The sequence below is a fragment of the Phocaeicola faecium genome (genome assembly GCF_014837055.1).
In the GTDB taxonomy this organism is placed as follows: domain Bacteria; phylum Bacteroidota; class Bacteroidia; order Bacteroidales; family Bacteroidaceae; genus Phocaeicola; species Phocaeicola gallinarum.
In genome coordinates, this window is sequence record NZ_JACSPQ010000053.1 from 130,041 (window position 1) to 144,662 (window position 14,622).

The 14,622-nt window shown below is 44.0% G+C and carries 13 protein-coding genes; 3 read left to right on the top strand and 10 right to left on the bottom strand.

Annotation, left to right across the window (positions count from 1 at the left end; translation table 11 throughout):
* Nucleotides 1-21: 21 nt before the first annotated feature.
* From H9626_RS14285 to H9626_RS14295, 3 genes are all read right to left on the bottom strand, one after another.
* Nucleotides 22-1,359 (bottom strand): nucleobase:cation symporter-2 family protein, encoded by a 1,338-nt coding sequence (locus tag H9626_RS14285; RefSeq protein WP_191710900.1) that lies wholly within the window; start codon nt 1,357-1,359, stop codon nt 22-24.
* An 11-nt stretch (nt 1,360-1,370) separates the two neighbouring features.
* Nucleotides 1,371-1,940: a xanthine phosphoribosyltransferase gene (gene xpt, locus H9626_RS14290; protein WP_178256633.1), complete on the bottom strand. Its 570-nt coding sequence runs from the start codon at nt 1,938-1,940 to the stop codon at nt 1,371-1,373.
* A gap of 158 nt (nt 1,941-2,098) precedes the next feature.
* The gene (locus tag H9626_RS14295; protein ID WP_191710901.1) at nt 2,099-3,067 is read right to left on the bottom strand and encodes a fimbrillin family protein; all 969 of its coding nucleotides are present in this window, start codon (nt 3,065-3,067) and stop codon (nt 2,099-2,101) included.
* Nucleotides 3,068-3,229: 162 nt separating this feature from the next.
* Between H9626_RS14295 and H9626_RS14300 the strand changes: the two genes are divergently transcribed.
* Nucleotides 3,230-4,651 carry an alkaline phosphatase gene (locus tag H9626_RS14300; protein ID WP_191710902.1) on the top strand — a complete coding sequence of 474 codons (1,422 nt, stop codon included), beginning with the start codon at nt 3,230-3,232 and terminating at the stop codon, nt 4,649-4,651.
* A gap of 195 nt (nt 4,652-4,846) precedes the next feature.
* Complete coding sequence (locus H9626_RS14305; RefSeq protein WP_225231030.1) at nt 4,847-6,256, top strand: TlpA disulfide reductase family protein; 1,410 nt, start codon at nt 4,847-4,849, stop codon at nt 6,254-6,256.
* 531 nt (nt 6,257-6,787) lie between these two features.
* On the opposite strand, the gene H9626_RS14310 is transcribed toward H9626_RS14305, so the two are convergent.
* Both H9626_RS14310 and H9626_RS14315 read right to left on the bottom strand, forming a co-directional pair.
* Entirely contained in the window at nt 6,788-7,708 is a 921-nt protein-coding gene (locus H9626_RS14310) for a helix-hairpin-helix domain-containing protein (RefSeq protein ID WP_191710904.1), read from the bottom strand.
* Between the two features lie 7 nt (nt 7,709-7,715).
* Entirely contained in the window at nt 7,716-9,089 is a 1,374-nt protein-coding gene (locus tag H9626_RS14315; protein WP_191710905.1) for a sodium-dependent transporter, read from the bottom strand.
* Nucleotides 9,090-9,170: 81 nt separating this feature from the next.
* On the opposite strand from H9626_RS14315, the gene H9626_RS14320 reads away from it, so the two are divergent.
* Nucleotides 9,171-9,575 (top strand): VanZ family protein, encoded by a 405-nt coding sequence (locus tag H9626_RS14320; protein WP_484251446.1) that lies wholly within the window; start codon nt 9,171-9,173, stop codon nt 9,573-9,575.
* A gap of 182 nt (nt 9,576-9,757) precedes the next feature.
* Here the strand turns inward: H9626_RS14320 and H9626_RS14325 are convergent, their stop codons facing one another.
* From H9626_RS14325 to H9626_RS14345, 5 genes are all read right to left on the bottom strand, one after another.
* The gene (locus H9626_RS14325; RefSeq protein ID WP_178256626.1) at nt 9,758-10,261 is read right to left on the bottom strand and encodes an RNA polymerase sigma factor; all 504 of its coding nucleotides are present in this window, start codon (nt 10,259-10,261) and stop codon (nt 9,758-9,760) included.
* Between the two features lie 150 nt (nt 10,262-10,411).
* Entirely contained in the window at nt 10,412-10,921 is a 510-nt protein-coding gene (locus H9626_RS14330) for a CYTH domain-containing protein (RefSeq protein WP_191710907.1), read from the bottom strand.
* Between the two features lie 142 nt (nt 10,922-11,063).
* Nucleotides 11,064-11,207, bottom strand: coding sequence for a hypothetical protein (locus H9626_RS14335; protein ID WP_178256624.1), 144 nt, complete (start codon nt 11,205-11,207; stop codon nt 11,064-11,066).
* A 72-nt stretch (nt 11,208-11,279) separates the two neighbouring features.
* Entirely contained in the window at nt 11,280-12,395 is a 1,116-nt protein-coding gene (prfB, locus tag H9626_RS14340) for a peptide chain release factor 2 (protein ID WP_178256623.1), read from the bottom strand.
* A gap of 313 nt (nt 12,396-12,708) precedes the next feature.
* A complete protein-coding gene (locus H9626_RS14345) occupies nt 12,709-14,514 on the bottom strand; it encodes an AMP-dependent synthetase/ligase (protein ID WP_191710908.1) in 1,806 nt (601 codons plus the stop codon).
* Nucleotides 14,515-14,622 lie beyond the last annotated feature (108 nt).

Consider the following 14,622-nt stretch of genomic DNA (forward strand, 5'->3'; position numbering starts at 1 on the left):
TTTTCAACAGAACCCCACTTTTTATTCTTTCACCCGTATCAACAGATTCGACAGAATGGCTGTCAGCCCGCCTGTTGTGATACCCGAAGAAAAGATGTTACGAACCGTATCGGGTAATTGACTCAGAATTTCCGGTACGAGTTCGACACTCAGTCCGAAAGAAAAACTCAAAGCCATCACCAATGTAGCCTTACGGTCTATCTTTTGGGCGGCAATAATGCGGATACCTGCCGCAGCCACGGTTCCGAACATCAGTAGAGTGGCGCCTCCCAATACAGGTTCGGGCATGAGTGAAAACACAAGTCCCACTGCCGGAAACAGTCCCAACAGAATCAGGAATCCTGCAATGAAATAACCCACATAACGGCTCGCCACACCGGTAAGCTGAATCATTCCGTTATTTTGTGCAAAGATGGAGTTGGGGAATGAGTTGAAGATACCTGCTAACATTGAATTAAACCCATCTGCCAAGATACCGCCCGAAGCCCGTTTCACAAATTTTTCTCCCGTTATCGGTTCTCCGGAAATAAGCGAGTTGGCTGTAATGTCGCCATACGCTTCTATCGCCGTTATCAGATAAACCAGTGCAAGTCCGATGATAGCCGATATGTCGAACGAGATTCCGTAACGGAAAGGAATAGGGATATTCACTCCTCCAAAGTTTTGAACAGACGAAAAATCAACCATGCCCAAAGCCCATGCCGCCACGTAACCTATCACCAGCCCTATTACGATGGAACTCATACGCAAGTAGCGGTTTGAGCTGCGGTTAAAGAAGATAATCAACACCAATACCAAAGCCGCCAGTCCCACGTGCTCCAAAGCGCCGAATGTGCCGTCTGCTTTCGCTACTTCACCGCCACCGCAAGCCGAAATGCCCACTTTTATCAGACTCATGCCGATAAGTGTCACCACAATTCCCGAAACTAACGGGGTTATTACCTTACGTGTATATTTCAGTATCCTACTGATAAGCATTTCTACCGATGAAGCTACGATACACGCACCGAATATCGTACTCAATCCTCCGGTAACGCCTGCCGTAATAATAGGCCCGATGAAAGAAAAACTGGTTCCCTGAATACAGAGTAGTCCGCACCCCACCGGTCCGATGCGCCGACATTGAATAAATGTTGAAATACCCGATGCAAACAATGCCATCGACACCAGAAACCCCGTCGTTTCCAAATCGAGCTTCAATGCTCCGGCGATAATCAGCGGAGGCGTGATAATTGCAACAAAGATAGCAAGCAGATGTTGGAGTGCAGCAAAAACCGTATCTTTCAAAGGAGGACGGTCATTCAACCCATAGATAAGTCCGGCTTTCTGAGCCGAATCCTGTTGTGTTTTTTTTTCCATGAACCGGAGATTTACTCTTTTATCTTAATCTGACAGTTATCCAAACTCTCGATTATTGCCAATGACTCGACATGAATGCCTTGCTCGCGCAGGTAATCGCCACCGTGCTGAAATGATTTTTCAATCAAAAAGCCCATGCCTACCAACTCTGCTCCTGCCTTCCGAACCAAGTCGATAATGCCTTTTGCCGCATTGCCGTTGGCAAGGAAGTCGTCGATAAACAACACACGGTCGCCCGGACAAAGGTAATCCTTGCTTACACACACATCATACGTGCGGTCTTTCGTAAACGAGTAAACCGTGGTAGTCAGCATGTTTTCCATCGTACTCGGCTTTTTCTTCTTGGCAAATACCACGGGAAGTTCCAACAAATATCCTACCATGATGGCAGGTGCGATACCGCTCGCCTCAATGGTCATCACCTTGTTAATCTTCGTACTGGCGAAGCGCCGTACAAATTCTACCGCCATCGATTTCATCAGAATCGGATCCATTTGGTGATTGATAAAACTGTCTACCTTGAGAATGCCTCCCTCAAAACATTTCCCGTCGCGCATGATGCGTTCTTTCAGAGCTTTCATATTCCTGAATAAATTGTATTAAGATGTGTATTATTTAAGGTTTGCAAAGGTACAAGTTTTTGCGCAAAAACAGGAATAATCGAAAACAAAAGACACAGAAATACAGCCAACTGCTTTATATCAAGCAAATGCCGCTTTCTGTGTCTTCCTTCTTTTACTTATTCTGCGGGATTTTCTTCAACAGAAATATCGGGTAATGTCTCTACATCCCATCCTTCTATCGTATTTCCAACCACAGTCAAGCCTTCTTTCGATAGTTTTAATGTATAATTATAAAACTTGCCCGAATCGAATGTCGTACCCATCTGGTCGGTCGAAGCTGTATACGAAATTCCATCACGCTGATAAGCAATCGAAAAGTGCAAATTCTCCTTTAGCTTTGAGGGGTTGAACAATGCCAAAACCCGATATCCTGTTTCCGCTTCTACTGTCTGTGGCTCCTCATAACTGAACGTCAGTGAATTGCCCGAATTTTCTTCGATTACCAAAACAGTATCCTTTTCAGAAGTAGCTCCGAACTGATAGCTGCATTTACTAAACAAATCTTTTCCTTCAAATTTTATTTCGTTCATTGATACGTTTTCCGATTCCTTGTCTTTTTTTATCGTCACCGAAACCAACGCATAGACATGTTTAAAAGCTGATTGTCCGGTAAAAGAGACCACTCCGTCATTTGTCTCGTACGAAGCAGTACAGCGGGCTACGAGAAAATCTTGTTTCCCTATGCCGGAAAGCGTGCCCGACTGTTTACTTAAATCCGTCATTTCAACTGCCGTCCGGGAAACTGTCGCATCCGAATAAGGATAATAAGCACAAAAAGTGTACTCATTTACTTTATCTTTCCATTGCAGGTTCTGTTCCGTTTGCCATTCTCCACTTTCCAGTGTCCACTTTGCCTGATTCTCTTCTTCGGGCATAAAAAAGCCGATGTTATCGCCTTCCTGAAACGTGGAAGTCCCCCCTTCTTCGGTACTTGTACGTGATGCAACATGGTTGCTCCACACCGATGCCCGTAACCTTAACTGTAATGCCTCATCAGAATGTTCTGCTAAAAACTCGTTTTGCTGACACGAAGTCAGTAAGGAAATGCCCCAACAACAAATCCCGATAAATTCACGTTTTTTCATAAATACTATTCTTTTTATAAATGTAAGAAACCATTCTCATTTGTATGACAATAACGTTACATCCTGTTCACTGTATACCACATTTTAGCAGAAAAACCCGTGGGTCTCTTGTTTTTTCCTTATTTTTGTAAGCACATTTAAAGATTAAAACAACAGTTATCTATGAGAAAATTTTCGCTTTTAATTGCCTTTACGCTTTTGTCTTTTTATTCGACATACGCACAACAGGCAAAATATGTATTTTATTTCATCGGTGACGGCATGGGCGTCAACCAAGTTTTGGGAACCGAACTTTACCGCGGGGAACTGGAAGGAAAAATCGGTATCGTACCCCTGTCGTTTCCCCAGTTTCCGCAGGCTACCGTAGCCACTACCTTTTCTGCCACCAACGGAGTGACCGACTCTGCTGCTGCTGGAACGGCACTTGCCACCGGAAACAAGACCAAAAACGGGGCTATCGGCGTATTGAAAGACTTGGAGACACCTGTAAACAGCGTAGCTGTATGGGCAAAAGAAAGCGGAAAGCGTGTGGGCATCGCCACCAGCGTGAGTGTAGACCATGCTACTCCGGCTGCCTTTTATGCACACGAGGCCGGACGCGGAAGCTATTACGAGATAGGGAAAGACCTGTATACAACGGGATTTGACTTTTATGCCGGTTCTGATTTCCTTGACCCGGACAACGGCGGAAAGGCTGGCTCTGAAAACCTGTACAGCATGGCGGAACGGAACGGTTACACCATCGCACGCGGTTATAAAGAGTATCTGAAAAAGAGTAAGAAAGCGGATAAGATGATTCTTTTCCAAACGGAGGAGGCATCGAAAGCTGACCGCACCGCCATCCCTTACGCCATCGACCGCAAGAAAACCGACCTGAGCTTGCAGGACATTACGCGCTCGGCAATCAATTTCCTGAGCAAAGATGCCACAAAAGGTTTCTTCTTAATGGTGGAAGGCGGGAAAATAGACTGGGCTTGTCACAGCAACGATGCGGCTACGGTATTCCATGAAGTAACCGACTTCGACAACGCCATCAAGGTGGCTTACGAGTTTTATTCGCAACACCCGGACGAAACGCTGATTGTAATTACCGCCGACCATGAAACGGGTGGACTGGTACTGGGCACAGGTGCGTATGAACTGAACCTTCAGGTGCTGAAAAACCAGAAGGTGAGCGAAAACGGATTTACCAGAATCGTAAACCAACTGCGTGCCAAGACCAACAATCAAGTAACGTGGGAACAAATACAGCAAGCCCTAAAAGACAACTTCGGTTTCTGGGACAAGGTGAAACTTTCGGAAAAGCAGGAAGCGCGCCTGAAGGACATCTATGAAAAGAGTCTGAAAAACCAGCAAGTTAAGATGGAAAAGAGCGAATACGCCCAAGATGAACCGATAGCGGCAGAAGCAAAACGCATCCTTGACGAAATAGCCCTCGTTGGATGGACCAGCGGCGGACATTCGGCAGGATATGTTCCGGTATTCGCCATCGGAGCAGGCTCTGATTTGTTCCGCGGACGCATCGACAATACAGAAATTCCTACCAAGATTGCGAAGGCTGCGGGATATGTTGCACATCAATAATACTTACTTAATACCCTTTTGAAAGATATCAGAATAATATCTTCCAAAAGGGTACATTTTTATCAGCTTATCGACAGGCAAAGTGATTCCTCATTATCTGCTAAGTTTATAGAAACCTTATCATATCATTGCACTATGCTTTGCGAAAAGAAACAAAACACAAAATATTGGAAACCTTTTATCTACTTCCTCTTAATGAGTAATTTGCTGGTTTCCTGCCAAAACGAACCGGAAGTGCGTATAACCGGCTCTATCCGGAATATAAATAACGGGACTATCGTTTACAGGATATCGACAGACGGCATGTTCAATCCGTTTACAACAGATACCTTACACATACAGCCGGACAGTACATTCACATTGACACTGCCAGCACGAGAATATGAGCGCATTGACTTCATTTGGTGGGGAAAAGCAGCGTTAGGATCTGTGATAACCAAAGATCATAACATCCATCTTAATATCGACGCTTCGGATAAACACCACCTATCCATCAGCGGATTGGACGAAAAGGTTATTAAACTGACCCAACTCCTTAACCAATTAGATGCCGATGTTTTGGATTTACGTACCCGTCAGGGCGACCGTTGGCAAATAGCAAAAGACACGGTAGCTACATCTGTTTCCCATAGACTGAAAGCGTATGCAGATTCGCTGGAAGCGCAACTGGACGGTCTGGATGAAAGTTTACAAACAAAAGCCAGACAAGACATACGTATGCAGCTATTGTTAGCTTTCCAGAATCAGACTATGGCAACCTGCTATCGAGCTTCGGAAGCCACCAAAAAGTCTTGGTTTGCCGAACTGGACAAGATGACTGATTTCTGTAAAATCAACCATCCGGACAGTCCTTTCAGTCCGGCATTCCACGATGTGGCAAGCAATGAGGCAGGAATACGCTACTTCATGCGGGGAGAAAAACTTCCGGATACTATCAAACAAGATTACCCAAACGTACTCTTTTACTCGTATGAACACACATTAACGGGCAAGGCACAAGAAGCAGCAATGGCTTTGCTCTTTTTGGAAGACCAAAGCCGAGAAAAATTCAGTCCAGAGATACAACTATTGAACGAACGCTTCTTCGAACTATATCCCGAAAGCTCTTGGCGGACATTGGTTCAAGCTGCCGTAGCAAAAAACAAGGCTTTTAATCAGATAACACTGTCGGAAGACATTCATTTCCTCGATGCAACTAACGTCAAAACCTTGAAGGAGATTACGGATTTATATAAAGGAAAAGTAATCTTCATGGATATTTGGGCTACTTGGTGTGGTCCGTGCCGCGAATCATTCGCCTTCGTAAAACCCCTGCAAGATTACGCCAAAGAGAAAGACATCGTATTGCTATACTTATCAATTGACCGTCCGGAAGACGAAGAGAAATGGAAAAAGATGGCAGTCCTCTATGACCTGAAAGGAGAACACATCCGCGTTCAGGAAGCCTTCAATCAAGAAATTTATGGCACATTCGGCAATAACGGCGCACTGTACATACCGCATTACGTGATAATTGATAAGGAAGGTAAGATACGTTACAAGACAGCAGCTTCGCCGGAGAAGATGGACGAACTGAGGAAACAATTAGACGATGCCGGGAAATAAAGGAATGAAACACATCGGGAAAACATCTGTAAACCAATCAGACACATAGAGCAAAATGGCATGTGTAAATGTAGGGAACCCTCGTTTTACATGTCATTTTTACACATCTTTCATCAAGTAAATCAAACATTTAACTCCAATGTTACCCTATCTTATTGATATCCCCACCCCGCCCTATTTCAAGCCTGAAAAATTCTATTCGCAAGACAAGGCAACGTATGGGTAGAACCAAGTAATTCTACCGCATGGATGAAGCAACACTAACCGTAGCATTTTACAAGACAAAAGGACGCATGATTTTGCCGTTTTAAAGCACTTCTGAGACATGCAGGGATGCGGTCAAAGACCATTCTATCAGCTCCATTCAATAAACCCAAATCGGTCATTAGAAAATCGGGCTTTCATTTTGTGTGAAATACGTTATAATTATGGCAATAATTAAGGTGTGCAATGTAAATTTGGGTCATAATAAAGGTTGTTGTCTTACATTTTGCTCGCAAAAATTTCTAATGACCGATTTGGAATAAAACATCACTCAAACGACAAATAAGGAGACAAACGCCGGAGATCTTCCTCTGAAAACTCTTCGAACAGTGAGAGGCGCGACAGACTTTTTATCTTTCCACGCTTGCGGCGATACTCCACAATGGCTTTGGCTTTATAAAAATTCATGTAGGGGTGGGAACGCAACCGGTCTAAATTGTCGCGGTTTACGCTCAACCGACGCAGGGAGTCGGATTCTATTTTGAACCATTTGTTCAATTCTTCTCCCACGTGGGGAACTTCTTGCAGTTGGGAAACGCTATAAAAACCTCCCAAACGATTCCGGTAGGCGACAATCATGCGAGCCAGTCCGCTGCCGATGCCGGGAATGCGTTTCAGTTCGGCCGTATCAGCTGCATTCAAGTCGATTACCGTTCCTTCGGGGTATTTGTAAGAAACACGGGGAATAATGGAATCTTTTTCCACGGAAGCGCGATGTAAAACGGTGTCATACTTCGGTTGCTGTTTCGGGATGCGGATATAAGGATATAGCTCTTCATATTGCGCCTCGCTTAATCCATAGATACGTGCAAACGATTCGGGGGTACGAAACTGTCCGCCTTTCGAGCGGTATTTCAGTACGTTACGGGTGGCAAAGGCGGACAAACCCAACCGACGTAAGGTTACGGAATCGGCTGTATTGGGATCGAACGGGGATAAAACAACCGGAATTTGTTCGGCAGCAGCGTTATTGCGCAACTCACGGCGGGGATGGTTCCGGTGTTTTCTTGCTTTTACGTCGGCAATAAATGAATCTACCGCCGGACTTTTCTTAGCTTCCGGGGCAGACTCTTGGCTGCTCCACCGTCCTGCGCCTACGTAAAAGCCCAAGAAAAATACAGCCAAAACCAGCAGAAACAAAATGACACGCCGCTCTGACTTGGAGTAATAAAAAAAGTCTTTCCACATGCAGCCGTTATCCTAACAACCCTAATTCGTTGACAAATATCAGAACAATGCCGATGGGGGCAACAAATTTCAGTATCAGAATATATAGCGGATAATAAGACGACTTGAGAGTACCGTAGTTGGTTGCTTCGCCGCGTACAATCTTGCGGTCGAGCACCCAACCCACAAAAAGAGCCGCAAACATACCGGAAACGGGAAGCATGATTTTTGCCGTCAAGTAATCGAGCGCATCAAAGACGTTCATTCCCGCTATCGTGTATGCGCTCCATTCGCCCAATGCCAGCGATGAAACAACTCCGATAAGCAGGCTGCCTGCTGTGACAAGCGAAGCAGCACGACTGCGGGTGAAACCGAACTTTTCATGCAGGAAGGCAGTAGAGACTTCATGCAAAGAAATCGTAGAGGTTAAAGCTGCCAGCGCCAACAATACATAAAATGCAACAGAGCATACATACGACAATATGGGAACTCCGGCAAAAGCCTGCTGGAATACGTTGGGGAGCGTAATGAATATCAGCGAAGGACCTGCATCGGGCTGAATCCCCACAGCAAATGCCGCCGGGAAAATAATCAGTCCGGCCAATACTGCCACACAGGTATCTATTACTCCTACACTCATAGCCGTATGTCCCAACCGGGTATCTTTTCCGAAGTAAGAAGCGTAGGTAGACAGACAGCCCATGCCCAGACTCAGCGAGAAAAATGCCTGCCCCATTGCACCTAAAAATACGTCGGCAGTAACTTTGCTGAAATCGGGTTTCAACAGAAATTCAACTCCTTTCTCTGCGCCCGGCAAGGTAAGCGAACATATTGCCAGCAAAACAACCAGAATAAAAAGCGCCGGCATCATGACTTTCGATGACTTTTCAATACCGTCTTTCACACCGCGCACCACTATGAAGTGGGTAGCAAACATAAAGATAAACAGCCAAATGAGCGGACGCAACGGGTCTTGCGAAAAATGCTGGAACATGGTTATAAAATCGTTGGGACTTTTACCGGAGAAACCTAAAGTAGCTGCCTGAAAGATATACTCCAGCGTCCATCCTGCCACAACGGTATAATATCCCAATATAAGAAAACCGGTCAACACGCCCAAATAACCTACCCATTTCCACGGAGTGCCCGGAGCCAATACGCGATAAGCTCCTCCCGTACTTGCTTTCGAACGGCGCCCGATAGTAAATTCAGCCATCATGATAGGAAGCCCGAAAATAAAAACGCAGCCCAAATAAATGAGGATAAAGGCCGCTCCGCCATGATTTCCCGTCTCATAAGGGAAACGCCAGATATTCCCCAAACCTACCGCAGAACCTGCCGCAGCCAGAATAGCGCCTATCTTACTTCCGAAACTAACTCGCTCGTGATGATGTTGTTGCATAATGTACTTTGTCTTTTTGATGATAATTAGAACCAAAATCGGGTACAAAAGTACAAAAAACTTCGTATTTTTGCAGCAAATATAAAGAATTTAAACATGATAGCTTATATTAAACGTTATCCCTTATCACTGATTGTCATCGCGATTATCTGGTATCTTTCTTTTTTCACTCCTCCGGAAACCGAGTTAAACGAAATTCCTTATATCGACAAGATGGTTCATGTATGCATGTATGGGGGATTGTCTGTCACGCTATGGATAGAGTATCTGTTCCGCCACTGCTCATTGATGCTCAAACGCTTAATTACGGGAGCTGTCGTATGTCCGATACTGATGAGCGGGTGCATCGAAGTCCTGCAAGCCACCTGCACCGAAACCCGCAGTGGCGACTGGATGGACTTTGCAGCAAACTGTACGGGGGTTATCCTCGCTTCGGTTTTAGGTTACTATATTTGCAGGCCGGTAATATGGAAGTATAAAAAATAAAGCCTGCCAATGAAAAACGCAGTTTCATAATGGCAGGCTAATACCCTTACTTTGGGTTACTGAAATCACCTAATCATCAGTCTGAAATTCTACCGCATGTGTCAGTCAAAACATGCGGATGTTTTACCCAACACTAACGCATGAATCTATCAACGCATCCGCTTGTGTTTTTGGAAGGATTTTCAACGGAAATCTTTCAATTCTTCCTGCAATTTTTGGCGTGTAAAGTAAATGCGACTCTTTACCGTACCTAAAGGAAGCCCCAATTTGTCGGCTATCTCACGGTATTTGAATCCCGATACATACATGGAGAAAGGAAGACGATACTCTTTAGGCAAAGCATTAACGATGCGATGCATTTCTTTCAAATCGTATGAGCTGTCGGTCGACTCGCCTTCAATATCCAGTCCTTGATTCAAATAATACTGATTCTCGGTATGGTCTACATAAGTCTGGTCACGCAGTACCTTACGGTAATTGTTGATAAATATATTCCTCATGATAGTATACATCCACCCTTTGAAATTGGTTTCTGCCGTATACTTTTCTTCGTTATCTAAAGCCTTCAATGATGTTTCTTGAAGAAGGTCGTTCGCATCCTCTTGGTTTGACGTAAGTTTATACGCAAAGTGAAGTAGTTCTGTCTGTACGCTCAATAAATTCTGAGCAAATGATGCAGTTCTCATCTGTATGTTTTTTGAGATTAATATTCGTTTTATTTTTATCGTTTCGATATCGCAATATTAACCCAAAAAAGAAGAGACCACTTCCCAATAACCGTTATCTGATGGGGTACAAACTATCAGATAACAGTTTTCACCCCCTATTCGGATAGTTTACAGGGGGTATTCTGACTGTTTTTTATTTTCTTCCCAGTCTTTATAAGGCTTTTTCATCAGAAATGAATTGTAATATTTTACCTGCCCCGTCACTTCTTCGCCTAAAAAAGCGGGGCGCTCAAAAGGTTCGTTTTCGTCTGCCAGTTCTACTTCGGCTATAACCAGTCCTTCGTTTGCTCCATAAAACTCATCCACTTCGAATGTGTGCGTTCCGCATTTTACCAGATAGCGTGTTTTATCTATCATCCCCGGTTCGCAAAGTTTCATCAGCTCTTCCGCTTCCGAGAGCGGAAGTTCATGTTCCCATTCATAACGGCTTGTGCCCGATTCGTTCGAAGCACCTTTGATGGTAAGATACCCTTTCCCGTCGCGAATGCGCACCCGCACCGTACGCCCCCGCATACTGCAAATATATCCCTGACAAATCCTACTACTGGAAAAAGCCTGCTCGCGGTAAGACGAGTCAAGCACCAAGAACTTGCGTTCGATTTCTATTGCTTGCGCCATAATCGTTATTGTTTCTTACTTGTCTTTATCATAAAAAAGCGGATTCCGCGCACCGGATAGTCAGTTTGCCATCCTGAAACGCAGAATCCGTTCCTCAACACTGTATTTTCATTAATTATATACGTGTTATAAAATAAATTTATCACGAAGCCAATACATATCCCACAATCATCAGTACAGCCAATAGCAGCAGCGCAATACATATTGATTTAAACAGGCGGTTCGCTTTTTCTTCTTCGCGTTTTTCGTGATTTTGTCGTCGTACTTGTCTGTTATAGTTTCCCATAGTTCTATTTTTTAAAATTCAACTTACCAAAAATACAACTAATTCAGGAAAATACAAACGAAATCTTTACTTTTACGATTCGCTGTCGGAAAATTCCATCAAATAAGCCTTGATGAAACCATCTATTTTTCCGTCCATAACACCGTTGACATCCGAAGTCTGGAAGTTGGTACGGTGGTCTTTCACGCGGCGGTCGTCGAACACGTAGCTGCGAATCTGCGAGCCCCATTCAATCTTTTTCTTTCCGGCTTCTACCTTTGCCTGCTCTTCCATGCGGTGTTGCAACTCTTTGTCGTAAAGGATAGAGCGCAACTGACGCATGGCGTTTTCTTTATTCTTCGGCTGGTCGCGCGTTTCGGTATTTTCAATCAAGATTTCTTCTTCCTCGCCTGTATAAGGGTCTTTGTACTGATAACGCAAGCGCACGCCCGATTCTACCTTGTTGACATTCTGTCCTCCCGCACCGCCGCTTCGGAACGTATCCCATGACAGGCGCGCCGGCTCTACCGTTACTTCGATCGAATCATCGACAAGCGGTGTAACAAAGACCGAAGCAAACGAAGTCATACGCTTGCCCTGTGCATTATAAGGAGAGACACGTACCAAACGATGTACTCCGTTCTCACCTTTCAAATAACCGTAAGCATAGGCACCTTCGATATTCATCGTAACGGTTTTGATGCCCGCCTCGTCGCCTTCCTGAAGGTTGGCTACCGACAACTTATAACCGTGGCTCTCCGCCCAGCGCATGTACATACGCATCAACATCGAAGACCAGTCTTGGCTTTCAGTACCTCCGGCTCCGGAATTTATTTTCAATACGCAATCCATTTGGTCGGCTTCCGAACGCAGCATGTTCTTCAATTCAAGTTCTTCTACCGCTGTAAGTGCTTTAGCGTATGCATCGTCAACCTCAGCTTCTGTCACCAGTTCGTCTTTGTAAAAATCGAAAGCCAATTCCAGTTCGTCTGACAGCGTCTTTACTTCATTGTATCCTTCAATCCATCCCTGCAAGCCCTTCACTTTCTTCATTTGTGCCTCTGCTTTCTTCGCATCATCCCAAAATCCGGGAGCTTGTGTACGGAGCTGTTCTTCCTCTACTTGGACTTTTTTATTCTCAATATCCAAATAACGATAAAGTGCAGCTGTACGTTCTTTTACATCTTTTAATTGGTCAATTGTTATCATATCGGGAAATTATTTTCATTGATTTTGAGGGTACAAAGATACGATTATTTTAGTTTACAGCCTATCACACAGCAGGGATTTCCTTTGGGGCGGCCCGCGTCAAACAGAAAAAAAGCGGAAAATGCTTCAATCTTTATCGAAACATTTTCCGCTTTCTTATTTAGAGCCTTCGTTTAAATTTTCCGATTAAGTCCTTTTATCCGCCCTTTTTGAGTTTGTTTCTGGTCTGTTTTTCCGTTTTCACTCGTCAGATAGCCTGCTATCCTCCTCGGAAACAAATATCAAACTGAGGCAGAGCAAAATTTAAACACTCTTAGTCTTCGTACATCTTCTCTATTTCTTTCGCATAATTCTTCAACAAAACCGCACGTTTTATTTTCAGTGTATTGGTCAGTTCTCCCCGCTCCATGCTAAAAGGCTGGGGAAGCAGTGTAAACCGCTTTATCTGTTCGTAATGGGCAAACTGCTGCTGCAATACATCGATACGCATTCGGAACAGTTCTTGTATCTCCGGCTTCTCTAACAAGTCTTTCAAATCGGTATAAGCAATGTGATGCTCGCGTGCATACTTTTCTACCAATGGATAATCAGGAACAATCAATGCCGAAACATATTTCCGCTGGTCGGCAATCACCGAAATCTGGTCGATATACCGGTCTACCACCAACTTGGTTTCGATGGCTTGCGGAGCGATATACTTTCCGTTCGACGTTTTAAACAAATCTTTGATTCTATCGGTGAGATATAAAAATCCATCTTTCATGTAACCGGCATCTCCCGTACGGAACCAGCCGTCGTCTGTAAACACAGCTTTCGTAATGGCCTCTTTCTTATAATATCCTTTTGTTATAGTCCCCCCACGCAGCAGGATTTCATTATTATCTCCTATCTTCAGTTCTACTCCTGAGAGAACCCGACCTACCCCGCCAATACGAAAGTCGTTCTTCCAATCACAAGACACCGTGGCTGTACTTTCCGTCAATCCGTATCCGGCAACCATATTGATACCTACCGAATGGACAAATTCTTCCACTTTCTCAGGTATGGCAGCACCGGCAGTGGGGAAAAAGTTTCCGTTTTCTATCCCTATGGTCTTCTTCAACAGATTAAAAATAGTTCTATCATAAAACTTATATTTCATGGCAAGAAACAAAGGCGGCTTTTTGCCGTTCATCCGGTAATCAATATTATACTTCTTACCGGTACGCAAGGCATCCAACATCATGGCTTTAGCCAAACCTTTTGTCTCGTTAATTTTTTCTTGTGCTCCTGCATAAACTTTTTCCCAAAAGCGCGGAACGCTACACATTGCTGTAGGCCGAATCTCCTTTATCGTTTTCTGTATATCATGCGGACGCAAATTGATGCAAAGCACGCATCCCTGACCTAAACAGAAATAAGACCATGCACGCTCAAAGATATGAGTAAACGGCAAGAAACTCATGACAACATCTTTATCGCTCAAGTCCACCAACCGAATTTTGTTTATCTTAAAAGCTGTCTCATAATTAGAGTGGCAAAGCATGACACCCTTCGAGTCTCCTGTGGTTCCTGATGTATACAAGATATTTGCCAAATCATCCGACGAAGATGCCGCAGTGCGTCTGTTTACTTCCTCCTGAAAAGCACCGCTTCCTCCTTTCTCCAAGAAAGCATCAAAATAAATAGATGTATTGTCTTCTGGAGCAAGCGTTACAGATGGATCAAAAATAATAATTTGCCTGAGCCCTTTACACTGACTGCATACATGATAAGCTGTATCATATTGATATTGCTCACCAACAAAAAGGAAACGAATCTCAGCGTCCTCTAAAATATAATGCACTTGAGTCTCCGAACTGGTAGCGTATAAAGGAACCGTCACAACACGGTCGGCAAAAGCTCCAAAATCCAAATAAAGAGATTCCGGCTTGTTCTGTGAAAAAATTCCAATATTTTCTTGTTCTTTTATCCCCAAGGCAATGAGGGCATTTGAAACCTGTCGTACTTTATTTGCAAATTGATTCCATGTAACGGAAATCCAAGAATCCGTATCGTAATCACGGTATTTTAAGGCTATTTTATTCCCATACTTTTCCGCTTGTTGCGGAACCATTTGAGACAAATAAGAATTCATCATGAGTCGGTATATTTAATAACTCATGCAAATATATGATTTTATTTGTGACAGCCATAAAAAAAGTAAACAAAAAGGAGTTTATTCGGAGGGGAAGAAATAAAAAAAGGC